Raw genomic sequence first — 25,013 nt, 5'->3', positions numbered from 1 at the left:
TTCCCACCTGAAATGTAAATTAATATACATATTCCTTAAAAATGTATGTTGTGCGCACGATAGCATGCGGCTATAATTTGCTCTATACAATGTTAAAATATATATACATTGTTACTTTATACCATATAATTTGGGAGGGAGTACTATGCAGAAGGAAATCATCTCCTTAGCAAAAATTACCCAGTTTCGATCAGCTGTCGAAGAATTTAGCCCATTTGAATGGTACAAGCATCAATTGGAATATGAGCCGATTAGCTACCATGAGGAAACGAATTCCTGGAATGTCTTCCGATATGATGATGTCAAAAGAGTTCTTAGCGATTACGAGTACTTCTCGAGCGAGAGGACCCGGACAACGATCAGCGTTGGGGCCGACAATGAAGCGGGACAATTTGGTTCTGAAAGGGTAAATTTTAACTCGGACCCGCCAGAACATAGAAAAAGCCGCAGTTTGCTTTCAGCCGCCTTTACGCCCAGAAGCTTGAAACTGTGGGAGCCGCGTATCCACGAGGTGGTCAGCCAGCTCATCAAAGATATGGGGGACGAACCGGTTATCGATATCGTCAATAGCTTCTCCAGTGCGCTCCCGACCATTGTCATTGCAGATTTGCTCGGCGTCCCATCCGAGGATCGCTTCCTGTTTAAAGAGTGGGTAGATCATCTTTTCCTTCCACTCCCGGTCGACAACATCGAGCATGTTCAGGAGCTGAAGCGGCAGGCAGCCAAGGATTACTACAGCTATCTTTACCCACATATTCTGGCTAAAAGAAATCACCTTACGGACGATATCATCTCCGACTTGATTCAAGCAGAAGTCGATGGTGAACGGTTAACGGATGATGAAATCGTCCGGATGACCATGTTTATTCTTGGCGCTGGTGTCGAAACAACAAGTCATTTGTTGGCTAGCACGTTTTATTCATTTTTGTATGATAACAATCATATCTATACAGAGGTCCAGTCAAACCGCGAGCTACTCCCGAACACGGTGGAAGAAATGCTCCGCTACCGCTTCCATATTGCCAAGATGGACCGTACAGTAAAGCAGGATAACAATGTGCTGGGTGTAGAACTCAAGAAGGGTGATGTCGTCGTCACCTGGATGAGCGCAGCTAATATGGACAAAGCAGTGTTTGAGGACCCATTTACTTTAAATATTCGCCGTCCGAATAACAAAATGCATCTCACCTTCGGAAACGGACCGCATTTTTGCCTGGGAGCACCACTGGCGAGGCTGGAAGCCAATATCGGTCTGGGGCTTTTTATGGATCATTTCCAAGACTTAGAACCCGTTCCGGACTTCAAGTTAGAGGAGCATTTAACTCCTTCTGCAGCCGGTCAGACGCTAGCCTCATTACCCGTACGCATGAACCGAAGGTAAGCAATATATAAGAATTAGGAGATTATTTCTATGACGACCTTTCGAATTCGACGTCCCTCACAGGATGACGCCCAGGCTGTTTGCGACCTTGTAGCCGCCTGTGATACCGAAGACCTCGGAGCCCCCGACGTCGTTCTCGACGACATCCTAGACATGTGGTCCCGCTTCGATTTAGAGAATAATGTTTGGGTTGTTGAAGACACAGACTCCGCATTACTCGGCTATGCCTTCCTCGAAGAGGATAGCGATGAGAAGCTATTCAGCTATGGTTGCGTATTGCCTGCCGCTCGCGGCCGAGGTGTTGGTGCGGCGCTCGTAGCGGCGCTTCAAGCGCGTGCAGCACAACTTTGCAGTGAATCTGGCATTACGAAGCGCCTGCAGAGCATGATTCCAACGTTATGCGAAGACGCGGTCCAACTGTTTGAAGCTCAAGGCTTCACCCCGGTCAGATACTTCAAGCGGATGGCAATTCGATTGAACACAGAACCGGCTGCATCCATCACACCGGATAGCTTCACCATCAAACCGTTCATAAAGGGGCGTGACGAACAAGCGGTCTATGAGGCCTATATTGAATCGTTCGCCGATCACTGGGATTTCGCAGCTCCTCCTTTTGAAAAATGGGTGGAAAAAACACAGCTTCCAAGCTTCGACGAACGATGGTGGCTTATAGCCCGCAACTCTAGCGGTGATGTGGCAGGATTTGCCCTTGGCCGCATGCGTGAAGACCTGCTCTTCATCGAGCAAATTGGTGTTCGCCGGCCGTTCCGTGGGCGAGGTCTTGCGCTCACACTTCTTCAGTCCTTGTTCGAGGAATCCTATCGCGCAGGCCAGCCGCATATTTCGCTTGGCGTCGATACCGCGAATCCTTCGGGTGCCTATCGCCTTTATGAGAAAGCCGGCATGAAGCCAGATTATGAAATTAGCATCTATGAAAAAGTTTTGCAATTCCCGTCTGAATAAAACAATTCGATTGTCATTCTTCCATCATTTAAGCACGCAATAACCAGCAGAGCTTTTGCTCTGCTGGTTATTTTTTATACCACTCATCATCAACAGGCTCGAACCAATTCGTTTCTCCCGGGGTAATAGCCAAATGAACAAACCAACTTTCTTTTGTAGCCCCGTGCCAATGCCTTACACCCGGTGGAATATTGACCACATCGCCCGCTTTGAGCAATTGAGCTGATTTTCCTTCTTCTTGATACCAACCTTCACCGCCTGTAACTAATAAAACTTGTCCGACTTTATGCGAATGCCAGTAATTGCGAGCCCCTGGAGCGAAAGTGACATTCCCGATCGCGGCATTAAGTGGAGTCGGGTCGGTAAACACCATTTGCAAATATGCATCCCCGATAAAGTTAGCTTCTAATTTGTTACCGAGTGGAAAAATCGTGCTGTTGCTTAATTGTTCATTTTTCATAATCAAATTCCTACTTTCTATTCATTTTTGTAGATTTCTTTGGCGATGTTAAATGCCGACCAAGCTTTGGGCCATCCTGCGTAGAACGAAAGATGAGTGATGATTTCTGCAATTTCATCCTTTGTTATTCCATTTTCCTTCGCTTTTTGAAGGTGATAAGTTAATTGCTCAAAGTTTCCTCCCACAATCAGTGCTGAAACTGTAATCATACTGCGATCGCGAGGAGACAATTCCTGTTCTCTGGACCAAACCTCGCCGAATAAGACATCATCATTTAATTCGGCAAATTTAGGCGCAAATTCGCCTAACATGTCTCGCCCCGCCGTTTGTTTTTTTACCATTTGAGTAATTACCTCCAACTCTTTATGATTGGTTACAGGTGAAGTATAAACCTTAATGTGAACTTTAAAGCAAGCCATAAATGAATGCTGCTATTGACTTAGAGTACACTTTAAGTGATAAATTCAACTCATAAAAACTACGAGGTGAAATAATGAATATTACTCAAGTAGCCAATCAGTTCGGTATGACGACAGCCACTCTCCGATATTACGAAAGCGTGGGCCTCATCCCGCCGATAAATCGCAAACAAAGCGGTGTCCGAGATTACAATGAACACGACATCAAATGGATAGAATTTATAAAGTGCATGCGCAGTGCCGGATTGACGATCGAGGCTCTGATTGAATATACCACTCTATTTATTGAAGGAGATCGCACCATAGAAGCCCGCAAGAAAATTCTGATTGATGAAAGGGAGAAGCTGTCCCAAAAGCGGAGAGAGATTGACGAGACGATTCTGAGATTGAATAGGAAGATTGAAGACTACGATGGTAGATTAGTAGAAAAAGAGGCTGAACTTACGATCAACAGTTTAAGCCAATGATTTGACTTAAAGTGAACTTTAAGTTGTAAGCTAATTTAAAGAGATAGGGGGATTGACTATGGAAACCATTGATCAACAAATGCTAACGGGAGAACGCGCTTTATTTAAAAGCAGAGATCTTTTTATAACGAATTCCATATTTGCAGATGGCGAATCACCACTGAAGGAAAGCAGCGATATTTCCATCGATAGTAGTATATTTAAGTGGAAATATCCTTTATGGTACTGCGAGAACATTCAGGTTAAGAACAGTACTGTGCTGGAAATGGCGCGCTCGGGCATTTGGTATACTCATCACATTTCGATCTGTGATAGTGTCATCGAGGCTCCAAAAACGTTTCGGCGATCGAGCGATATTCACCTGGAACATGTAAATATGCCTAATGCGCAAGAGACTCTTTGGAATTGTGAAGATATTCACTTGTCTCATGTGACCGCTAAAGGGGATTACTTTGGAATGAATAGCGAGGATATTAGGATTGACGACTTCACCTTGGTGGGAAACTATGCCTTTGATGGGGCGAAGAATGTTGAAGTCCGCAACACGAAATTAATATCCAAAGACGCTTTTTGGAATTGTGAAAATGTTACGGTATATGATTCGCTCATCATTGGCGAGTATTTGGGATGGAATTCGAAAAATATCACGTTTATCAACTGCATCATCGAAAGCAATCAAGGAATGTGCTACATGGATCATTTAATGATCGAAAATGGGAAAATTATCAATACGGATTTAGCGTTTGAATATTCAACCGTTGATGTGACAGCGACCACGATCATCGATAGTGTGAAAAATCCGATATCTGGAACCATTAAAGCGAAAGATATTGGCGAATTGATTTTGGATGACGAGGAAATCGTCGCGGCCAATACGCATTACGAGCTGGCTAAAGCAGGTGAGACTTTTGGCGTTTGATTTTGATAAAATGACGGATCGATTTGACACCAATTCTTACAAATGGGAGGTAGGGCGCGAAGAACTTCCCATGTGGGTGGCAGATATGGACTTTGAAACGTCTCCAGCCATTGTCCGAGCACTGCAAAAAAGGTTAGACCATCGTATATTCGGCTATACGAGCGTACCGGACTCCTATTATACCGCGGTAGCTCGTTGGTGGGAGAAGAGACATCATTTTTCTGTGAAAAAGGAATGGATCATGTTCTGCACAGGAGTTGTGCCGGCCATTTCCTCGATCGTGCGCAAAATGACCAAAGTCGGAGACAAAGTGCTGGTGCTCTCGCCAGTCTATAACATCTTTTACAACTCGATCATTAACAATCAACGTCATGTGCTTACAAGTGAATTAAATTACATGGACGGTATGTATTCGATTGATTTTGAAGACTTGGAGCAAAAATTGGCCGATCCTGATACCACGCTTTTCATTTTTTGCAACCCGCATAACCCAATAGGTAAGGTGTGGGACAAAGAAACGCTAGAGAGAATTGGCACGCTGTGCATCAAGCATCATGTGCTGATTCTTTCGGATGAAATTCATTGTGATTTAACGCATCCAGGTCATAGGTATATCCCATTTGCATCTGTATCTGAAGAAATTGCTCAAAACTGCATTAGCTGTGTCGCGCCCACGAAAACTTTCAATCTAGCCGGGATTCAAACGTCGAGTATTATCGTTCCTAACCCCAGCTTGAGAAAACTCGTGAATCGCGGAATCAATACGGATGAAGTCGCAGAACCGAACGCTTTTGCGATTGAAGCGGCCATCTCGGCCTTTACAGAAGGGAAGCCGTGGCTTGAGGCATTACTCGAATATCTGATGGAAAACAAGCGGTTGATCGAGCGTTTTGTAACAAATGAGCTTCCTGAGCTTAAAGTCATACCTTCAGAAGCTACCTATTTGGCCTGGATTGATTGCGGGGCTGTTACCCAGGACACGAATCATTTCTGTGAATTCATAAGGAAAGAAACAGGGCTGTATGTCTCCGAGGGGGCCATTTTTGGTGGAAACGGACACAGCTTTATCCGATTGAACTACGCTTGTCCGAAGGCGCGTCTTGAAGATGGATTACAGCGACTGAAAAAAGGAAATGAAGCGTGGCTCACTATAAGAGACTTGTAGAAGCACAAATTGTTATAATAAGAGAGTAATGTTGAGGCATAATCAGTGCGCATTTGAAAGGAGAAAGACATGTTAAACTTCACGCTCCACATTCCTACGAAAATCATTTTTGGTAAAGGGGAAGTCCAACGGACCGGCGAGATTGTAAAAGAATATGCCAACAAGGTATTGTTGGTTACCGGGAGATCGTCAACGAAAAAAACGGGAGCTCTGGATAAAGTAACCCGATCCTTGGAAGCAGCTGGCGTTGAATACGTCTTGTTTAATCAAGTAGAACCTAATCCCCGTGCGGAAACTGTGGACCAGGGCGGGCAGTTAGCTCGTGATGAACAATGTGAACTGATTCTTGCATTAGGAGGAGGATCCGCAATGGATGCGGCTAAAGCGATTGCCGCCATAGCCATATCCTCAAGACCGATACACGAATATATAAGAGGAAACAAGACGGGCCTTTGGAAACAGCTTCAGCCGGTAAAAGAAGCTCTCCCTGTCATTACAATCCCAACTTTAGCTGCAACAGGCTCTGAAGCCAACTCCAACGCGGTCATTACCAACTGGGAAACCAAGGAAAAGGCAGGGATATCGGGTCCAGCTTTATTTCCGCGTGCGGCAATTCTTGATCCTGAATTAACTTTTTCCGTGCCTGCCCATTATACGGCCGACGGGGCTGTAGATATGTTTTCACATCTTTATGAGGTCTATCTGACAGGTGATGAGAATGCGAATGTTCAGGATGAAATGACGGAAGGATTAATGCGAAATGCAGTGAAGTACGCTAAAACAGCGATTGACCGGCCTGAGGATTATGATGCTAGAGCTCATCTTCTTTGGACTAGCACCCTCGCTTTAGTTGGCATTGCGAATGCGGGAAGAGGGGGCAGCAACCCCGTTCATAAAATCGAACACACCCTGTCCGCACATTATGATATCTCCCATGGTCGCGGACTAGCTGTTCTCACTCCTGCCTATTTTCGGAAAATTATCATAAAAGATCGTCCTCATCGGTTAGCCCGGCTAGGTCGTCAAGTTTTTAATATCTCCCTTGAGAATGATTTGGCGGCATGTGACGCTACGATTGAGGCGCTCGTGGAGTGGTTTAAGGAAATTGGCACTTACGATACCTTGAAGAACCTGGGAATAAAAAAGGAAGACTTAAAGATGATGGCCGAGGAAACCATTCGAGTCGGAGGGTTAGGTAAAAATTCGCTGGACGGAACACACCCAATTACCGCGGATGAAGTCCTTAGCATTTACGAGGAAGTTTTTGAATAGGGCTTCACGTCAGGGTTATAAGTAACGAGGGGAAAAGAAAATGAACAAAACCGAGCGACAGCTGGCCATTACGCTTGAGCTACAGCGTAGTAAAGTGCTCCGGGCGGAAGATTTAGCGGCCCAATTCGAGACAAGCGTGAGGACGATATATCGAGATATCCAAGCCCTGAGCGAAGCAGGGGTTCCAATTGTTGGATCCCCCGGTCAAGGATACTCCTTGATGGAAGGATATTTTCTGCCTCCGGTCGGCTTTACGGCGGAGGAAGCCGTGGCCCTGCTTATGGGAACGGATTTTATCGAGCAAAGGCTGGATGCCGAATATGGCAGTTACTCTAAGGCAGCTAAGCGCAAAATTGAAGCAATTTTACCGGAAACCGTTCGCAGTGAGTCGACACGTGTGCGAGAAACGATGCGGCTTCTTCATACGGGTGAGCCCTTAACCAGCGAGAAAGAAAGAGAATATCTTGCAGAGGTTCGGCGCGCGATTCTGGAGCGGTGTAAAATAAGCTTTAAGTACGTAAAAAAAATTCCGGAGTCGGACGGCAATCGGGATAGCAGAAGGAAGATCGCTCCATATGGTCTGACGTTCGTTCAGGGAAATTGGATCCTGGTCGCACACTGTGACCTGCGGCAGGATGTCCGACATTTCCGTTTATCGCGGATGACGGAGCTTGCTGTGTTGGAAGAGCGATTTTCTATGCCGCCAGGGTTTAACTTGAGTCGTTACCGCCCCCCGGACGACCGTAACGTATTGGTACTTGTTCGGGTAAATCCCAAAATTACCGATAAAATTACTGAGAACGGAAATTATTATCTGGAAGCCATAGAGGAGCGGAAGAACGATCTGCTAGCCACCTTTCGCGTTAGGCAGACAGAGGAGCTGTTGCCTTATGTACTTGGCTGGGGCGGGGATGTCGAGGTGCTGGAACCGGAGGCATTCCGCCGGCAGGTTCGAGAAGAGGCTGAGAAAATATTTAAACGCTACTGACACACAGTTGTCAGTAGCGTTTTTTTATACTGGATTCATAACCAAAACTAAAGAGGAGTTGTTGATGATGACAAGTACTACGGAAGCATTACGGGAGTTTGAATCGACTGTTGAACGCTATCTGATCGAACTGGAAAACCTTGATATGGAGCGGCTGCTTAAAAAAACGAACGAAGAGGAATGGTCCATCGGGCAAATGGTTATGCACTTGATTAACTCGGCACAATTCATGCATTTGCACAATGTAGACCAATGTCTGAACGAAAACGCGAGCCCTACGGGGGAAAAGACAGAGAATGGCAAGGCGGCATTTGAACTGGGAAGTTTTCCGCCCGTTCGGATTCGGGTTCCGGCTTCGCCACAATATACTCCGCAGCAGCCGGAGAGCAAGGAACAGCTTGTGGAAGGGCTCCGTGGTGTATTGGAGCGAATGAAAGATACGGAACCCACTTTAAGCCTGGCACCGGAACAGAATAGAATAGATCATCCCGGATTTGGCGCGTTAAATGCTAAGGAATGGTTTTTGCTGGTCGAAATGCATTTTCGGCATCATTTATTACAGCTGGATCGTTTAAAACATGAGTTAAACTTGGTTTAAGCTTTAACCTCAAAATAATAATGAAGTGCACCTCTAATCATAGACATTGGGAATACCTCTTGGGTGACCAATGCATTGTATGGGGTGCATTTTTTTATGAATTATCGAAATAGTTGACAATGTCCACTAAACACACTAAATTATTTGTTGACAGTGTCCACAAAAAAGAGGTGAAACCATGAGCTTAAATGGTACGAGCGTAGCTGACATACGACAATTTAATCGCTTCTATACGAACATCCTCGGTTTATTAGATAAACACGTCTTGAATACCGGATATTCTTTCACAGAGGCTCGGGTGATCTTAGAGATTGGTTTCATGGGACAGTGTATAGCCAACAATTTAGTCGATAAGCTGGACATTGATCGCAGTTACATGAGCAGAATCATTGCCAAGCTGAGTAAAGACGGCCTGCTCATGAAGGAAGAATCGACTTCGGATAACAGAACGAATCTGATTCGATTGACACCCCAAGGAATCGAATTATTTAACCAGCTGAATCAAAAGTCAGATGAACAAATCGAGAGTTTGCTGCAAGGCTTATCTGAAACAGAAATCAAAGAAATACATACTTGTATGTTGTTAATTCAGAGAAAATTGGAGAGATTGATATGATAATTCGTTTTGAAAATGATTATACAGAAGGTGCTCACGAACGGATTCTGAAACGATTGTTGGAAACCAATGAAGAGCAAACACCTGGATATGGAACAGATGAACACTGTGAAAAAGCTAGGGATTATATTAGAAAAGCGTGTGGTGCAGCGGATGCGGATGTACATTTCTTAGTTGGGGGGACACAAACGAATACGACGATTATTGCTTCCATATTACGTCCGCATCAAGGCGCAATTGCTGCAACGACGGGACATATTGCGGTACATGAATCAGGAGCCATTGAGGCTACTGGACATAAAGTGCTTACTATACCAAGTGAAGACGGAAAAATACAAGCTGAACAGGTAAAAGAATTATATGATGCTCATTGGAATGATGCCACGCATGAGCATATGGTGCAACCAGGCTTGGTCTATATTTCTCATCCTACCGAGAATGGAACAACCTATACTAAATCTGAGCTGGAGGAATTAAGCAAGGTTTGCCGACAATGTGGATTACCGCTATTTATGGATGGCGCCAGACTAGGGTACGGCCTCGCTTCAAAACAAAATGATTTATCTTTGATAGATATTGCGAGTCTTTGTGATGTGTTCTATATCGGAGGAACGAAGGTTGGCGCACTGTTTGGAGAAGCCGCAGTCATCATAAACGATGATTTTAAAAAAGACTTCCGGTATATGATTAAGCAAAAGGGAGGACTACTGGCTAAAGGAAGACTATTAGGGATCCAGTTTGAAACCTTGTTTGAAGATGGCTTATACTATGATATTTCTAATCATGCTATCGAAATGGCGATGATGATTCGAGAGGCGTTTATTGAAAAAGGATTCTCCTTACGTTATGATTCCCAAACCAATCAGCAGTTTCCGATTGTACCGAATGATGTGTTAAAGAAGCTAGGGGAAGGGTTTTCTTTTTCCTTTTGGGAAAATATCGATGCTAATCATAGTGCTGTACGATTTTGTACCAGCTGGGCAACAAAAAGAGAACATGTTGAAGCACTAATTAAGGCTATTAAGGAATTGTAAGGCGTACACTATACTATGTTGAGTTGTAAGACCGCAAGTCCATTTTATAGCTGGGAGTGAGTGAACCTATGGGACTGGGACGGGTTTATGATCAGGTACAGTTAGCGGAAGATTTCAGGAGACTCGGTATACACCCCGGCTCGGAGGTGCTATTACACAGCTCACTTTCTTCCATTGGCCACGTAGAAGGTGGAGCAGATGTATTAATTGATGCATTGCTTGCTGTCGTTGACTCAACGCAAGGCACTGTTCTGGTTCCGACATTAACGGGCAGCGCCCAGGATAGTCCTGAGAATCCGCCTTTATTCGATGTCACTCGTACACCTTGTTGGACTGGTCGCATTGCCGAAACCCTACGGTTGCGCCCAGAAGCAGATCGTTCACTAAATCCAACCCACTCTGTCGCAGCGATTGGCGCTAATGCGGTCTCTCTAACAACAGGACATGAGGATTGCTGGACGACATGCGGCTACGGCAGTCCTTATTATCGCTTGGCCCGAAGAGGCGGAAAGATTTTGCTGCTCGGAGTAACGCTGGATAGCAATACGACCTTTCACACTGCCGAAGAAATAGCTGGTGTTTCGTACCACTTACAAGCCAAACCGGTGGAGTGTAAGATGATTGACTATAAGGGCCGAACCTTGTTTCGCAAAACAATGCTGCATGATTGGGGGACGCCTCGTCGTTTCATGGCAGCAGCTGATATTTTTCTGGAACAAGGTATTATGAAAAAGGGAAGTGTAGGTGAAGCTGAGTGCTTCCTTATCGACTCTGGAGCGATGCTAGATTATACCGTTGAACGTCTGCGGAAAGAGCCTAATTGGCTTGTGAAGCGTTAGTGCATTTACAACACATAGGCTGACTACTATAATGGAAATTATTAAAGAGCTTCGCAAACTATAGTTCATTAGGCGATTAGAGGATGTTCTTTTCCTTTAGTCGCTTTTCTTTGTGAGTTCTGGTTTATTGGAGGTTATCGTTTGAAAAAGAGATTGTTTGATTTATCGATGTTGATCGTTGGGGCGCTCCTGTTTGCTCTGGCGGTGAATCTATTTATCATTCCAAATGACTTTGGGGAGGGCGGTGTGACTGGGCTCACGATTATTTTGTTTTATTTGTTCAAGTGGTCCCCAGCGCTCGTCAGCATTGTCGCGAATGGCATTTTATTGCTGATCGGGTTTAAGCTGCTGGATAAAAAAACGACGGTTTATTCGGTGATTGCCGTCAGCTTTAACTCCTTGTTCCTGCATCTGACCGAGCATTGGAGAATATCTTCGAAAGAACCGTTTATCAATGCGATTTTCGCAGGACTGCTTGTCGGCGTCGGCATCGGACTTATCGTTCGAGTAGGGGGTACAACGGCAGGCACGACGATACTTGCACGGATCGCCAACAAATACTGGGACTGGAATATTAGCTACGCTTTGTTGTTCTTCGATCTGATCGTAGCCGGTCTTTCTGTTTTCGTGATAGGGATCGAGAGGGTCATGATTACCGTGGTCATTTTATATGTCGGAACGAAAGCGATGGATTTCATGGTAGAGGGGTTGAATCCCAGAAAAGCAGTAACCATCATTTCCGCTAACCATGACCGCATCGCAGAACAGGTGACAAAATTAATGGATCGGGGAGTAACCGTGCTGCGGGGATACGGCTATTACACCGGACAGTCGAAGGAAGTGCTGTACATAGTAATCAACAAGCAGGAGGTGTCGATGCTCAAAAAAATAGTACGCGCCGAGGACAAAGACGCCTTTGTGACGATCCACGATGTACGCGACGTTTTTGGCGAAGGGTTTATTGATATTTCCGCGTAAAATTAAATTTTTTGCGAAATTAGCCGTTTAAAACAGGGGACTTCACGGGGTGAAGTCCCTTTTTATTCTCGGCCGACAATGAATGCCGACAGCCATCCTTTTTTTGGACTACAACTGGAGAGCAGGCCCGAAGAACTCGTAATGCAGCTGCTCATCGCGAAGGCCAAGCGCCTTGAGATCGCGAATGACCGTTTCCATGAACGGTACGGGGCCGCATACATATACATCACCGGATAGATCTACATATTCCTCAAGCAGATCTTTGTTGATCTTTCCGTCCGGTTGGTCCGAGTACACGAACTTCAATCTGGCACTGCTCATTTGCCGGGCATAGGATTCAATATCGTTCCGGAAAGCGCCAAGTTTCTCGTTGCGGGCAGCATGTAAGAAAACGGTTGGGCGGCCAGGGTTTAGGGCAGCAACGGTTTCGAACATGCTCATCATTGGAGTGATTCCTACCCCTGCAGATACAAAGGAAACAGGAGTCGTTTTCGCCGGATCCAGAACGAATTCGCCAGCTGGAGGGCTTACCTCTAAAGTATCGCCTTCCTTGATCACGTCATGAAGATAAAGAGACACCTGGCCGTTTGGATCGTTATCGGCTTCCCGTTTGACAGATATGCGGAATTCGTCCGGTTTGGCCGCCTGCGATAGGCTGTATTGGCGTATCATCGTATACGGCTCGCCCGGAATGGCTACGCGAACAGATATATATTGGCCTGGTTCATAGTCAGGAACACGGCTTCCGTCGCCCGGCTTCAAATAGAAGGAGACGATATTGCCGCTTTCTTTTACTTTACGGGCCACAATAAACGGCTTGAAGAAATTCCAGCCATGCTCCTGCTCTTGTGCCTTTTTGTACATTCCTGCCTCAACGCCGATGAATGCTTCGGCAATTACGCCATACGCTTCTTTCCAAGCCTCTATAATGTCATCAGTGGCAGCGTCCCCAAGCACTTCCTTAATCGCTTTCAGCAGGTATTCTCCAACGATGGGATAGTGTTCCGACTTGACCCCCAGGCTGACATGCTTATGAGCAATCTGTACGACCGCGGGCAAAATCGCCTCCAAATGATCGATATGTACAGCAGCGGCGTAGACGGTATTGGCCAGCGCGGTCTGCTGTCGGCCTTTCGCCTGGTTGGCATGATTAAATATATTCAGCAGTTCCGGATGTGCAGCGAACATATTGCGGTAAAATACCGAAGTGATCGCGGTTCCGTGCTCTGCCAGCACTGGGGCGGTAGATTTAACGATATCGCGGGTCTGTTGAGACAACATATTGATTCCTCCTTAAATGAATGGTCCTATTTACAAAAATCGGAACATGTTCCATTACGGTATAAGGGTAGAACAGCACAGAGTCCTGAAGTGTGATTCAGATCACATTTATTATGAATGTTGTGACAAATGTCACCCGCTCTGTTTGGGGGGGCGTTGAAGTCCCATCAAGGTTCGTGTTAAGATATGAAATGACAATAACGAAGGAGTTGAAGAGGATGGATATTTCTTGCTAAGGATACAAAACAGTTTGCGGACGAGTCCGCATGTTTTTGTCTTTATGCAAGAAAGTTACTTCATCCTTTCGCTCTACGGATATATCCTTATCTGATGCCGCATATGGCTCGGTGGGTTTGCTGTATATTTGGGCTGCAGGAAAGTAGTAACTTTCTTGCAGCCTTTATTTTTTTGAACTGGGAGGTAACTCTTATGTCATTAATCCATGTCAGCAACCTAACCTTTGCCTATGACGGCAGTTACGACAATATTTTTGAGAACGTCAGCTTTCAGATCGATACTAATTGGAAGCTGGGCTTTACGGGTAGAAACGGGCGGGGGAAAACAACCTTTCTGAACCTTCTGCTTGGCAAATACGAATACAGCGGATTTATTTCTGCGGATGTCTGCTTCGAATATTTCCCTTTCCAGGTGCAGGACAAGGAAAAGCAAACTCTCGACATCGTTGAAGATATAGCTCCGGACTATCTCCTTTGGGAATTGATGCGCGAGCTTTCACTGCTTAAGGTTTCGGACGAGGTGTTGTATCGGCCTTTCAATTCATTATCGAACGGGGAGCAAACGAAAGTGATGCTGGCAGCTTTGTTTCTTAAGGAAAACAATTTCCTGTTAATCGATGAACCGACCAACCATCTCGATATGGAAGCCAGAACGATCGTCAGTAATTATTTGAACGGAAAAAGCGGATTTATTCTCGTGTCCCACGACCGGGCTTTCCTGGACAACTGCGTGGATCACATTCTCTCCATCAACAAAACGAATATTGAGATCCAAAAAGGTAACTTTTCAGCTTGGTGGGAAAACAAACAGCGCCAGGATCACTTCGAGGTTGAGGAAAACGAAAAGCTGCGCAAGGACATCAAGCGCCTATCGGAGGCGGCCAAACGAACGAGCGAATGGTCTCATGAGGTGGAGAAAACCAAAAATGGAACAAGAAACTCCGGCTCTAAAGTGGATAAAGGATATATCGGCCACAAGGCCGAGAAGATGATGAAGCGTTCCAAGTCCATGGAACAAAGACAGCAGTCCGCCATCGAGGAAAAGTCCAGGTTGCTGAAAAATGTCGAAAGTTCGGACAGCTTGAAAATTTCACAGCTCGACTACCACAAAACGCAGCTCTGCGAGTTGGAGAAAATCTCGATTTATTATGGTGAAAAGCAGGTTTGTCGGGAAGTTAGCTTTATTATTGAGAAGGGGGACCGGATTGCGTTAGCCGGGCAAAACGGCTCCGGCAAATCCAGTATCATCAAACTGATTAACGGTGAGGATATCAGCTATACAGGCACGTTTCGTAAGGGAAGTCAGTTGAAAATTTCCTACGTGTCTCAGGATACTTCGCATTTACAGGGGGATTTGTCGGACTATGCCCAAACCCATGGCATTGATGAAAGCCTGTTTAAAGCGATTTTGCGAAAATTGGACTTCTCCCGAGAACAATTTGGAAAGAACATAGCGGATTTCAGCGGTGGGCAAAAGAAAAAGGTGCTCGTCGCCAAAAGTCTTTGCGAAAGGGCACATCTTCTCATATGGGACGAACCGTTGAATTTTATCGATGTTATTTCCCGAATGCAGATCGAAGAGCTGCTGCTGGATTACGAGCCGACCATATTATTTGTGGAACATGATCAAGAGTTTTGCCGTAAAATTGCCACCAAGCTGGTGAAATTGTAGTGAGGGTATGACCTGATTCATCGAGGGGGAGAACCCCCTCGTTTTTTATTACGCTGAAAACTTAAATCATGATTTGATACTTTCCAGCGCAATGATTGCTAGTTTTCGCTAAGTGTTCAACGCTACAGTTTCTCCTTCAATTAACTCAGGCTGATAATAGGTTTTATTAGGTAAATCCTTCTTGCCTTGTAGCTTCTTTATGATCCAATCCGCTGCATCCCGTCCCATTTGTTCTTGAGGGTGGGTCAAAGTCGTTAATTTGATGTTAGCATTTTTCGCAATATAAGAATTGTCCTGTCCAATAATTGACAACTGTTCTGGAACAGATATATGAAGTTGTCTGCATACATTTACGACCTCCAGTCCGACCTCGTCGTTGTAGCAGACAATTGCAGTCAATACATCTCTATTATCATTTAGGAACTTCTTCAGGTTCGTGCATAGATCCTGTTTCGTCTCTGTATCGAATGAAAGAACTTGCTCAGGGTGAAATCGCAATTTTGCCTCGCCAAGGGCTTTGATATACCCCTTCATACGGTATTTTCCTTGTAAATCATCCATTTTTGAAATGATACCAATTTGTGTGTGCCCTTTGGAAATCAATTCTTTTGTCGCAAGATAGCTCGACTGTACGTCATCGAGACAAAAGAAGGGAACATCCAGTTCTTCATAATAAGCATTGATCATGATGAAGGGAACATCCTGTTCTTTGAATGACAGGTAGTACGCGATATTAGGATTGTATAAATTGCTTTTTGTAGGCTCAATAATCAAACCGTCCACACCAAATGACAACATCATTTGTAAGGCCTTTTTCTCTTGAGCAACATCATTATTTGTACTAGCTAATAGTAACGAATAATTATCTTCATTCAATCTTCCTTCGATTCCACGAATAATGGAGGGAAAAATGTAATCGGAAATGTAAGTCGTGATGACACCAATCGTCTTTTTGTTCGAATGACCACCGGATTTAGATCGATATTGGTTGCTAACATAGGTGCCCGAACCCTTTTCACTTCTTAAGAATCCCTCGTTAGACAGCTCCAAAATGGCCTTTCGAACCGTGTGCCTGCTAACGTTATACATATTCTGCAAAGCGGATTCCGTAGGAATTTGTTCCCCTAAGCTGTACCCTCCTGAAAGGATATTACTTTTTATGTCATCAATGATAACCTGATACTTCGGTTTCACTTCATTCACTTCTTTCATAGTAGGTCTCATACTAATTTTCCGGATTGCGAATATTTGTATGGACATATTTTAGCATGATTTTGTATGAATTTAAATGTTCCCCTTTTATTGCGTACAAATTATAAAAATGTTGATACTTTTTATAATTTTTATATAGTTTGCATATCATAAGAATACTTTTTGAAAACTTACTGAGTAAACAGCAAAGTTCCAATTGTAATATTTGTAGGGATGATTAATAAATCGGGTTGACAAATGTACGCACAAAAAAATATACTAAAGCTGTTAATAAGGAAAGCGCCTTCTTCGATTTGAATATTAAACCGTTATCAGAGAGGGGACTAACGTGATCATGAATCATGTGAACATTAAAGAAGCGATTTCTAAGGGAGAAACATCTCTTGGGATCGAATTCGGATCCACACGTATTAAAGCAGTTTTAATTGATAATCACTTTGAAACGATCGCATCCGGAAGTTATGAGTGGGAAAACCGCTTGGAGGATGGATATTGGACGTACAACTTACCGGATATTATGACGGGTCTGCAAACAGCTTACAGTGAAATGAAGCAAGAAGTTGAACAGAAGTTTGGAATCACTATTCGAACCATTGGCTCTATCGGATTTTCTGCCATGATGCATGGATATATGGCTTTTGATAACACGGGCGAGCTGCTTGTTCCTTTTCGGACCTGGCGTAACTCAACAACTGGTGCTGCAGCCAAAGAATTGACTGATAAGTTCCAATTCAACATCCCTGAACGATGGAGTATCGCTCACTTGTATCAAGCCATTTTAAACGAGGAAAAACATGTGCCTCAAATTGAGTTTATTACAACCTTAGCTGGTTACATTCACTGGTTGCTAACTGGTAATAAGGCTATTGGGATCGGCGATGCTTCAGGTATGTTCCCCATTGATGAATCCACACATGACTACAATGAATCGATGGTTAAGCAATTTGATGAACTCATTGAGGCCAAAGGTTATCCTTGGAAGCTAAGAGGTATCCTTCCTAAGGTTCATGTTTCAGGTGAACAAGCCGGTGTATTGACCGAAGCTGGAGCCAAAATTCTGGATAAATCGCAAAATTTACAGCCAGGTATTCCTCTTTGCCCTCCGGAAGGTGATGCTGGAACAGGAATGGTTGCTACGAATAGCGTGAAAAAGCGTACCGGAAACGTGTCCGTTGGAACTTCAGTTTTTGCGATGATTGTGTTGGAAAAAGAGCTTTCAAAAGTATATCCGGAAATTGATGTGGTCACTACACCAGACGGAAGTCCAGTTGGTATGGTACATGCGAACAACTGTTCAAGCGACATCAATGCTTGGATGGGATTGTTCCGTGAATTCTCTGAGGCCATGGGACAAAAGGTTGATAATAGCAAATTATTCAGCGTGATGTTCAATAAAGCTTTGGAAGCTGACCCGGATGGTGGCGGTTTGCTCAGTTACGGTTATTACTCAGGTGAAAATATCACCGGATTGGAAAAAGGCCGTCCACTATTTGTCCGCACACCTGAGAGCAATTTCAATTTGGCGAATTTCATGCGGACTCATCTTTTTACCGCTTTCGGCGCGTTGAAAATCGGAATGGATATTTTGACAGAGGAAAATGTCGCAATAGATAGCATTTTGGCTCACGGTGGTTTATTTAAAACTCCTTTAGTCGGGCAAAAAATGATTGCTGCAGCAATGAACGTTCCTGTTTCTGTCATGGCAACAGCTGGAGAGGGCGGGGCATGGGGAATTGCCATTCTGGCTTCTTACATGATGAACAAAGATCAACAAGAAAGTTTGGATGCCTTCCTCGACAAAAAAGTGTTTAAAGACGTTGAGGCACAAGAAATTTATCCTGATGAAATTGACGTTAAAGGATTTGAAGCATTTATCGAGCGGTATAAAAAAGGTTTAACCATTGAACAGGCCGCTGTAGATAATCTAGTGTAAAACTGGAGGGACTCACATGTTAGAACAACTGAAAGAAGAAGTGTTTCAAGCAAATTTGGAATTACCCAAACATGGCCTCATCAAATATACATGGGGAAATGTAAGCGCCATTGATCGCGAAAGTGGTTTATTCGTAATCAAGCCAAGTGGGGTTAGTTATGACACCATGAAAGCCAGTGATATGGTCGTAGTTGATTTAGATGGCAATGTAGTTGAAGGTGAGTTTCGACCTTCATCAGATACGCCGACCCACGCCGTACTTTATAAACATTACCCAGAAATCGGCGGCATTGTGCATACGCATTCCACTTGGGCAACCGTTTGGGCTCAAGCTGGCCTTGATGTCCCCGTGATGGGGACGACTCATGCGGACACCTTCTATGGTTCCGTACCATGCGCCCGTTTTTTAACCCAAGAGGAGATTGACCGTGGTTATGAAGCGGAAACTGGCAACGTGATCATCGAAACCTTTGAGGAGCGTGGACTAGACATATTAGCGGTTCCTGGTGTGTTGCTTAAAGGTCATGGACCATTTACTTGGGGAAAGGATGCTAAATCGGCGGTAATGAATAGTGTAGTGCTTGAAGAAGTATCGAAAATGAATTTATTTGCACGAGAACTTAATCATTTTGCTGAAGAATTGCCACAACGTATTCTTGATAAGCACTACCTACGGAAACACGGTAAAAACGCCTATTATGGGCAAAAATAATACAAACTACAAAATAAAGAAAAGAGGATCCTCACTATGTTAACAACAGGGAAAAAAGAGTTTTGGTTTGTTGTAGGTTCACAACATCTTTATGGTGAAGAAGCACTGGCGGAAGTCAAAGCACACGCACAAAAAATGACCGACGCCTTAAATAAAAGCGGTGTATTACCTTATCCGCTTGTATTGCAGGATCTAGCTGTTACTGCCGATAAAATTACAAGCATCATGAAGGAAATCAACTACCGTGACGAAGTTGCCGGTGTCATCACTTGGATGCATACCTTCTCGCCTGCAAAAATGTGGATTCGCGGAACAAAAATGCTTCAAAAACCGTTGTTGCATTTGGCAACTCAATACAATGAAAGTATTCCTTGGGCTACGATTGACATGGACTTCATGAACCTGAACCAAGCAGCTCATGGTGACCGTGAATATGGTTTCATTAATGCTCGTTTGAAGAAGCAAAATAAAGTGGTTGTAGGTTACTGGGAACGTCCTGAAGTGCAGAAGCAAATTGCCGATTGGATGGACGTAGCAGTTGCTTACAATGAGAGCTTCAACATTAAAGTTGCTCGCTTTGGTGACAACATGCGTAATGTAGGCGTTACCGAGGGTGATAAAGTGGAGGCCCAAATTCAATTCGGGTGGACCGTGGACTATTTTGGTATCGGCGACCTTGTTCAAATCGTGAATGAAGTAAAAGAAGAAGAAATCAACGCTTTATTTGATGAATACGCAAAACTTTATGAATTCGATTATGGTACTTACAGTAAGGAAGATTGGGAAGCTAGCGTAAAAATTCAAGCAAGCTACGAAATCGCTTTGAAGCATTTCTTTGATCGTGGCGGATACAATGCCTTCACAACAAACTTCGAAGATTTGCACGGGATGAAACAGCTTCCAGGTCTTGCTGTCCAACGTTTGATGGCACAAGGATATGGTTTTGCTGGCGAAGGAGACTGGAAAACAGCAGCACTCGACCGCTTGCTTAAAGTAATGAGTCATAACCAATCAACTGGCTTCATGGAAGATTACACTTATGAATTAACGGCGGGTCAAGAATCCATACTTCAATCCCATATGCTTGAAGTAGACCCATGCCTCGCAAGCAACAAACCGAAAATTGTCGTTTCTCCATTAGGTATTGGCGATCGTGAAGATCCAGCTCGTTTGGTATTTGACGGCAAGGCTGGAGACGGTGTAGTTGTTTCCATGGCTGACTTTGGTACTCATTACAAACTTCTAATCAACGAAGTTACCGCATTTGAGCCGACTGTTCCAGCGCCAAAACTTCCAGTAGCGCGTGTACTTTGGAACGTTAAACCTAACTTCCAAGATGGGGTTAAAGCTTGGATTGAAAATGGCGGCGGTCACCATACCGTGGTATCATTGAACCTAACAACAGACCAAATTGCAACCTATGCCAAACTGGTTAACTTGGAATACGTAGTTATTAAGTAATTAAATAAGTAACGACTAAGAGCTCTAAGAGCGCCCTTTCTTACAAAGGGCGTTCTTTTTTATTGAGGATAGGCAGTTGCCCATTTTCCAATCCTTTATATGGGCAACTGCATAGGATAAATCATGAAATCATGAGGAGGAGAATGATTATGTATAAAGAAAGTATTAAATTAATGGACTATGGGCCAAGAGCTCTTGTAGTGAACATAGAACAAGCTGCGAAACAAAACAATACGTTTCGCACCGCCTTATGGACTGGAAAACACTTTCAAGTCACCCTTATGAGCATTAATGTGGGAGACGACATTGGCCTGGAAATGCATCCCACAACGGATCAATTCATACGGATCGAAGAGGGACAGGGCCTTGTTCAAATGGGGGATCGAAAAGATGAGTTGGATTTTCAAGCAATGGCCGGTGATGGTTTTGCCATTATGATACCTGCCGGAAAATGGCATAACATAACCAATACGGGCAATGTGCCATTAAAAGTATACGTGATATATGCTCCTCCTCAGCATCCCTATGGTACGATCCATGAGACAAAAGCAGATGCCATGTCTGCTGAGCACAATAGTTAGGATTAAGCTATTAATTACCCTTGCTCGGTTCATGCCTTTGTAGGCCATGGCTCGAGCTTTTTTTGTTTATTCATACATAGAAAAATCGCTTAATGGAAAATAACGATTAAGTTTTTGACCGTTTTAGTTAACCTTGATAGAATATTATTTAACTCTATGTGTTTTAAATTACTTCAATATAGATCGGGTGTGCTGAAGTTGAAAACGAATAACGAACTTTTGGATACTTGGTTGCCTTTGACCCAAATTCTATCCAACATAAACGATGAACTAGAGCAGGCATTACAACAACATTATGATTTATCTTTAAAGGAGTTTTTTGTCCTAAAATTTATATCTCAGTCAGAAAAAAAGGAATTGCGTATACAGCAGCTGCAAGAAATGGTTGGTTTAAGCCAAAGTGCTGTATCAAGGCTTGTGGTAAGGATGGAGGCAGAAAAATGCGGCGCACTGCAAAAACATATATGCAAGGATGACCGCAGAGGTATTTATACTGGAATTACCGAAATAGGTGAAAAGAAATTACAACGGGCCCTCGAAACCGTTAACGAGGTTTTAGAAACTTCACTTCAAAAAAATGGAGTAAAATTGGAATTACAAACACTTATACAGATGCTATAGAGTTCATTCTCAAACAGCTTTTGCGCGAAAGGCACTCCACACATGATCTGAGGGGGGTGTCTTTATTTGTATTTCATGCAGGTTGACAAAAGAAAATAGCGTGATATTATATATGCATGTGCATACATGTTATAAATCTTGAAAAGATAGGAGTCTTTATCATGAACCATATATTCAGTCCTTATAAAATTAAAGGTATGGAATTAAAGAACCGTATTGTAATGCCTCCAATGTGTCAGTATTCGGTTGACAAAAAAGATGGTGTTGCAACAGATTGGCATTATCTGCATTATGTAAGTCGTGCGGTTGGCGGTACTGGTTTTATTGTGATTGAAATGACAGATGTAGAACCGGATGGACGTATTTCCGATTTCGATTTGGGATTGTGGTCTGATGAGCAAATTCCAGCATTAAAAAGAATTGTAGATGCTTGCCATAGTTACGGTGCCAAAGTGGGCATTCAAATCGCTCATGCCGGACGTAAAGCGGAAGATGCTGAGGTTCCCGTAGCGCCTTCTGCCATTGCCTTTGATGAGAATTCAAAACAACCTCGAACCCTAACAACACAAGAAGTCAAGGGGCTTGTGGAAAAATTCCGCAGTGCTGTAGCTCGTGCTGTTAAAGCTGGATTCGATGCCATTGAAATTCATGGGGCCCATGGCTACTTAATTCATCAATTTCATTCGCCTCTTACAAACAAAAGAGAAGATGAGTATGGGAAAGACCTTACCAAGTTTGGCCGGGAGATTATTCAGGCGGCCAAAGCTGAAATGCCGGAAGACATGCCACTTTTGATGCGTATTTCCGCCAAGGAATACGTCGAAGGCGGATATGGCATTCAAGAAAGCATCGCTTTTGCGAAAGAATATCAAGGAGCAGGGGTAGATATGTTTGACATCTCATCCGGTGGTGAAGGACCAATTGCCGCATTTGGCAGACCAGGCAGCCATGCTGCTTATCAAGTTCCGCTAGCTCGAGCAATTAAAGAAGCTCTTGATGTTCCAGTAATAGCTGTTGGAAGACTTGATGACCCGGCTTTAGCGAATGCTGTAATCGGTAATGAAGACGCCGATCTGGTTGCTGTAGGAAGAGGGATGCTAAGAAACCCTCATTGGGCACTGGAAGCCGCAGCGCATCTTAGAAAAGAAACAGCGATCCCTAGACAATATACAGCAGGTTTTTAAGATAAATTGCCGTGTTTGATAATTAACAAAACTATAGCATAGGATGTAAAAGGCCGGTATTTTACCGGTCTTTTGTTTTCCAGAAGTTAGCGGATTTGTGACAGCTGCTGTATAATAATCTTAAACTGCTGACTTATTTTTTTATAGGAGAGGGTAGGTGCATGTCGTGAAATTTAATGATTACCATTATGAACGACCAGATGTCAAGGCTTTCGAACATAAGTTCAAGGAGCTGCTGAACGAATTTACGTCTGCGGGTACATATGAAGAGCAGGATCAAGTGATGACGGAAATTAACAAGCTGCGGAGTAAATTCGATACGCTTGAGCAGCTCGTCAGCATTCGCCACTCGATCGATACCAACGACGAGTTTTATAAAGCAGAACAGGACTTTTTCGACGAAAATGGTCCGGTCGTACAAGAGTTTGTTACGGATTACTACCGGGCGTTGGTCGGCTCCAAGTTTCGTGCTGAGCTAGAGAAGAAATGGGGAAGCCAGTTGTTCCGGCTAGCCGAACTCTCGCTGAAAACATTCAGCCCTGAGGTCATCGAGGATCTACAGCTGGAGAATAAACTGACGACCGAATATGCAAAGCTGATCGCTTCCGCGAAAATTCCGTTCGAGGGTGAAGAACGCACGCTGGCTCAGCTGGTTCCTTTTCAACAATCTACGGATCGGGATGTGCGTAAACGCGCTATGGAAGCCTCCAGCGGATTTATGGCTGAGAATGAGGATACATTGGACCGCATCTATGATGACCTAGTAAAAGTCAGAACGAAAATCGCGAAAAAGCTCGGCTTCAAAAATTTCGTAGAGCTTGGCTATGCACGGATGGCCCGTACGGATTACAATGCCGAAATGGTGGCCAACTTCCGGAACCAGGTGCTCAAGCATATCGTTCCTGTCGCATCGAAGCTGAAGGAACGTCAAAAGAACCGGATCGGCGTGGACCAACTTTTGTACTATGATGAGAATTTTGCCTTTAAGTCAGGCAACGCGACGCCGAAAGGCGATCCGGAGTGGATCGTGAGCAACGGGGCGAAGATGTATTCGGAGCTGTCCAAGGAGACGAATGAATTCTTTACCTATATGCTGGATAACAGCCTCATGGATCTCGTTGCGAAAAAAGGAAAACAGAGCGGCGGGTACTGCACCTATATTAGCGAATACAAGTCACCGTTTATTTTCTCGAACTTCAACGGTACCTCTGGCGATATCGATGTGCTGACGCACGAAGCCGGCCATGCTTTCCAGGTGTACGAGAGCCGCGGCTTCGAAGTACCGGAATACAACTTCCCGACTTACGAAGCCTGCGAAATCCATTCTATGAGCATGGAGTTCTTCACTTGGCCTTGGATGGATCTTTTCTTTAAGGAAGAAGTCGATAAGTATCGTTTCGATCATCTGGCGAGCTCGCTCATATTTATTCCTTACGGCGTAACAGTCGATGAATTCCAGCATTTTGTATATGAGAACCCGGATGCAACGCCGGCTGAACGAAAAAAAGCGTGGAGAGAAATCGAACGCAAGTATTTGCCTCATCGTAACTACGCAGATAATGCGTATTATGAGCAGGGGGGATTCTGGCAAAAGCAAAGTCATATTTTCAATACCCCATTCTATTATATCGATTATACCCTGGCTCAGCTCTGCGCGTTCCAATTTTGGAAGAAGATGCATGAAAATCGTGAGGCAGCTTGGGCAGATTATCTGCGTCTGTGCCGTGAAGGTGGCAGCCAATCGTTTACTGAGCTTGTGAAGGTTGCGGGACTGATCTCGCCGTTTGAGGATGGCTGCATTACGTCGGTTATCGGAAGCATCGAAGCGTGGCTTAATAGCGTGGATGACGCAGCTCTATAATCAGTCTGAGGAAAGTTACTCAGAAGACTACGAATACGTTAATCATGGAACTACTAAACCACTGGTTCGAAAAGAATCAGTGGTTTTTATGATTTGAATGGGAGAACGATGTACTTGGAGATAAAACACGCTTACCTTATCTGTACTGCTTATAGTGGTT

General features: G+C 44.1%; 24 protein-coding genes. 20 read left to right on the top strand and 4 right to left on the bottom strand.

What is annotated here, in order from left to right; translation table 11 throughout:
• Nucleotides 1-145 precede the first annotated feature (145 nt).
• On the top strand, nucleotides 146-1,381 hold the full coding sequence (locus ACFQ3W_RS05985; RefSeq protein WP_379317639.1) for a cytochrome P450: 1,236 nt from the start codon (nucleotides 146-148) through the stop codon (nucleotides 1,379-1,381).
• 30 nt (nucleotides 1,382-1,411) lie between these two features.
• Nucleotides 1,412-2,344: a GNAT family N-acetyltransferase gene (locus ACFQ3W_RS05980; protein WP_379317637.1), complete on the top strand. Its 933-nt coding sequence runs from the start codon at nucleotides 1,412-1,414 to the stop codon at nucleotides 2,342-2,344.
• Between the two features lie 67 nt (nucleotides 2,345-2,411).
• Here ACFQ3W_RS05980 and ACFQ3W_RS05975 read toward each other — a convergent pair whose 3' ends face one another.
• Both ACFQ3W_RS05975 and ACFQ3W_RS05970 read right to left on the bottom strand, forming a co-directional pair.
• Nucleotides 2,412-2,804, bottom strand: a complete 393-nt coding sequence (locus tag ACFQ3W_RS05975; RefSeq protein WP_379317636.1) for a cupin domain-containing protein — start codon at nucleotides 2,802-2,804, stop codon at nucleotides 2,412-2,414.
• A gap of 17 nt (nucleotides 2,805-2,821) precedes the next feature.
• Nucleotides 2,822-3,145, bottom strand: a complete 324-nt coding sequence (locus ACFQ3W_RS05970; RefSeq protein ID WP_379317634.1) for a carboxymuconolactone decarboxylase family protein — start codon at nucleotides 3,143-3,145, stop codon at nucleotides 2,822-2,824.
• 152 nt (nucleotides 3,146-3,297) lie between these two features.
• On the opposite strand from ACFQ3W_RS05970, the gene ACFQ3W_RS05965 reads away from it, so the two are divergent.
• The 10 genes from ACFQ3W_RS05965 (at nucleotide 3,298) to ACFQ3W_RS05920 (ending at nucleotide 12,099) form a co-directional block, all read left to right on the top strand.
• Nucleotides 3,298-3,690 (top strand): MerR family transcriptional regulator, encoded by a 393-nt coding sequence (locus ACFQ3W_RS05965; RefSeq protein ID WP_379317632.1) that lies wholly within the window; start codon nucleotides 3,298-3,300, stop codon nucleotides 3,688-3,690.
• 58 nt (nucleotides 3,691-3,748) lie between these two features.
• Nucleotides 3,749-4,609: a DUF3737 family protein gene (locus tag ACFQ3W_RS05960; RefSeq protein ID WP_379317630.1), complete on the top strand. Its 861-nt coding sequence runs from the start codon at nucleotides 3,749-3,751 to the stop codon at nucleotides 4,607-4,609.
• Nucleotides 4,610-4,619: 10 nt separating this feature from the next.
• Nucleotides 4,620-5,774, top strand: coding sequence for a MalY/PatB family protein (locus ACFQ3W_RS05955; protein ID WP_379317628.1), 1,155 nt, complete (start codon nucleotides 4,620-4,622; stop codon nucleotides 5,772-5,774).
• Between the two features lie 69 nt (nucleotides 5,775-5,843).
• On the top strand, nucleotides 5,844-7,046 hold the full coding sequence (locus ACFQ3W_RS05950) for an iron-containing alcohol dehydrogenase (protein ID WP_379317626.1): 1,203 nt from the start codon (nucleotides 5,844-5,846) through the stop codon (nucleotides 7,044-7,046).
• Between the two features lie 40 nt (nucleotides 7,047-7,086).
• Nucleotides 7,087-8,034, top strand: a complete 948-nt coding sequence (locus tag ACFQ3W_RS05945) for a helix-turn-helix transcriptional regulator (RefSeq protein ID WP_379317624.1) — start codon at nucleotides 7,087-7,089, stop codon at nucleotides 8,032-8,034.
• A gap of 67 nt (nucleotides 8,035-8,101) precedes the next feature.
• Nucleotides 8,102-8,632 (top strand): DinB family protein, encoded by a 531-nt coding sequence (locus ACFQ3W_RS05940; protein WP_379317954.1) that lies wholly within the window; start codon nucleotides 8,102-8,104, stop codon nucleotides 8,630-8,632.
• Between the two features lie 178 nt (nucleotides 8,633-8,810).
• Complete coding sequence (locus ACFQ3W_RS05935; RefSeq protein ID WP_379317622.1) at nucleotides 8,811-9,248, top strand: MarR family winged helix-turn-helix transcriptional regulator; 438 nt, start codon at nucleotides 8,811-8,813, stop codon at nucleotides 9,246-9,248.
• Entirely contained in the window at nucleotides 9,248-10,282 is a 1,035-nt protein-coding gene (locus ACFQ3W_RS05930) for a threonine aldolase family protein (RefSeq protein WP_379317952.1), read from the top strand. Before ACFQ3W_RS05935 ends, ACFQ3W_RS05930 begins: the two co-directional genes overlap by 1 nt.
• 56 nt (nucleotides 10,283-10,338) lie before the next feature.
• Nucleotides 10,339-11,121 carry an aminoglycoside N(3)-acetyltransferase gene (locus tag ACFQ3W_RS05925; RefSeq protein ID WP_379317620.1) on the top strand — a complete coding sequence of 261 codons (783 nt, stop codon included), beginning with the start codon at nucleotides 10,339-10,341 and terminating at the stop codon, nucleotides 11,119-11,121.
• A gap of 141 nt (nucleotides 11,122-11,262) precedes the next feature.
• The gene (locus ACFQ3W_RS05920) at nucleotides 11,263-12,099 is read left to right on the top strand and encodes a YitT family protein (protein WP_379317618.1); all 837 of its coding nucleotides are present in this window, start codon (nucleotides 11,263-11,265) and stop codon (nucleotides 12,097-12,099) included.
• A gap of 108 nt (nucleotides 12,100-12,207) precedes the next feature.
• Here ACFQ3W_RS05920 and hmpA read toward each other — a convergent pair whose 3' ends face one another.
• Entirely contained in the window at nucleotides 12,208-13,380 is a 1,173-nt protein-coding gene (gene hmpA, locus ACFQ3W_RS05915; RefSeq protein ID WP_379317616.1) for an NO-inducible flavohemoprotein, read from the bottom strand.
• A gap of 429 nt (nucleotides 13,381-13,809) precedes the next feature.
• On the opposite strand from hmpA, the gene ACFQ3W_RS05910 reads away from it, so the two are divergent.
• Nucleotides 13,810-15,288, top strand: a complete 1,479-nt coding sequence (locus ACFQ3W_RS05910; protein WP_379317614.1) for an Lsa family ABC-F type ribosomal protection protein — start codon at nucleotides 13,810-13,812, stop codon at nucleotides 15,286-15,288.
• 108 nt (nucleotides 15,289-15,396) lie between these two features.
• Here ACFQ3W_RS05910 and ACFQ3W_RS05905 read toward each other — a convergent pair whose 3' ends face one another.
• Nucleotides 15,397-16,482 carry a GntR family transcriptional regulator gene (locus ACFQ3W_RS05905; RefSeq protein WP_379317950.1) on the bottom strand — a complete coding sequence of 362 codons (1,086 nt, stop codon included), beginning with the start codon at nucleotides 16,480-16,482 and terminating at the stop codon, nucleotides 15,397-15,399.
• 352 nt (nucleotides 16,483-16,834) lie between these two features.
• Between ACFQ3W_RS05905 and ACFQ3W_RS05900 the strand changes: the two genes are divergently transcribed.
• The 7 genes from ACFQ3W_RS05900 to ACFQ3W_RS05870 all read left to right on the top strand — a co-directional run bounded on the left by ACFQ3W_RS05900 (nucleotide 16,835) and on the right by ACFQ3W_RS05870 (nucleotide 24,853).
• Nucleotides 16,835-18,433, top strand: a complete 1,599-nt coding sequence (locus tag ACFQ3W_RS05900) for a xylulokinase (protein WP_379317612.1) — start codon at nucleotides 16,835-16,837, stop codon at nucleotides 18,431-18,433.
• 16 nt (nucleotides 18,434-18,449) lie between these two features.
• A complete protein-coding gene (locus ACFQ3W_RS05895; protein ID WP_379317610.1) occupies nucleotides 18,450-19,145 on the top strand; it encodes an L-ribulose-5-phosphate 4-epimerase in 696 nt (231 codons plus the stop codon).
• Between the two features lie 36 nt (nucleotides 19,146-19,181).
• Entirely contained in the window at nucleotides 19,182-20,606 is a 1,425-nt protein-coding gene (gene araA / locus ACFQ3W_RS05890; RefSeq protein WP_379317608.1) for an L-arabinose isomerase, read from the top strand.
• Between the two features lie 62 nt (nucleotides 20,607-20,668).
• Nucleotides 20,669-21,187, top strand: coding sequence for a cupin domain-containing protein (locus tag ACFQ3W_RS05885; RefSeq protein ID WP_379317606.1), 519 nt, complete (start codon nucleotides 20,669-20,671; stop codon nucleotides 21,185-21,187).
• Nucleotides 21,188-21,385: 198 nt separating this feature from the next.
• Nucleotides 21,386-21,808, top strand: a complete 423-nt coding sequence (locus ACFQ3W_RS05880; RefSeq protein ID WP_379317604.1) for a MarR family winged helix-turn-helix transcriptional regulator — start codon at nucleotides 21,386-21,388, stop codon at nucleotides 21,806-21,808.
• 161 nt (nucleotides 21,809-21,969) lie between these two features.
• Nucleotides 21,970-22,992 carry an NADH:flavin oxidoreductase/NADH oxidase gene (locus ACFQ3W_RS05875; RefSeq protein WP_379317602.1) on the top strand — a complete coding sequence of 341 codons (1,023 nt, stop codon included), beginning with the start codon at nucleotides 21,970-21,972 and terminating at the stop codon, nucleotides 22,990-22,992.
• 166 nt (nucleotides 22,993-23,158) lie between these two features.
• Nucleotides 23,159-24,853, top strand: coding sequence for a M3 family oligoendopeptidase (locus tag ACFQ3W_RS05870; protein ID WP_379317600.1), 1,695 nt, complete (start codon nucleotides 23,159-23,161; stop codon nucleotides 24,851-24,853).
• The last annotated feature ends 160 nt before the right edge of the window (nucleotides 24,854-25,013 follow it).

The organism is Paenibacillus puldeungensis, assembly GCF_042678945.1.
GTDB lineage: Bacteria > Bacillota > Bacilli > Paenibacillales > Paenibacillaceae > Fontibacillus > Fontibacillus puldeungensis.
Note: the sequence above shows the minus strand (reverse complement) of the source record. Positions and strands in the feature narration are given on the sequence as shown.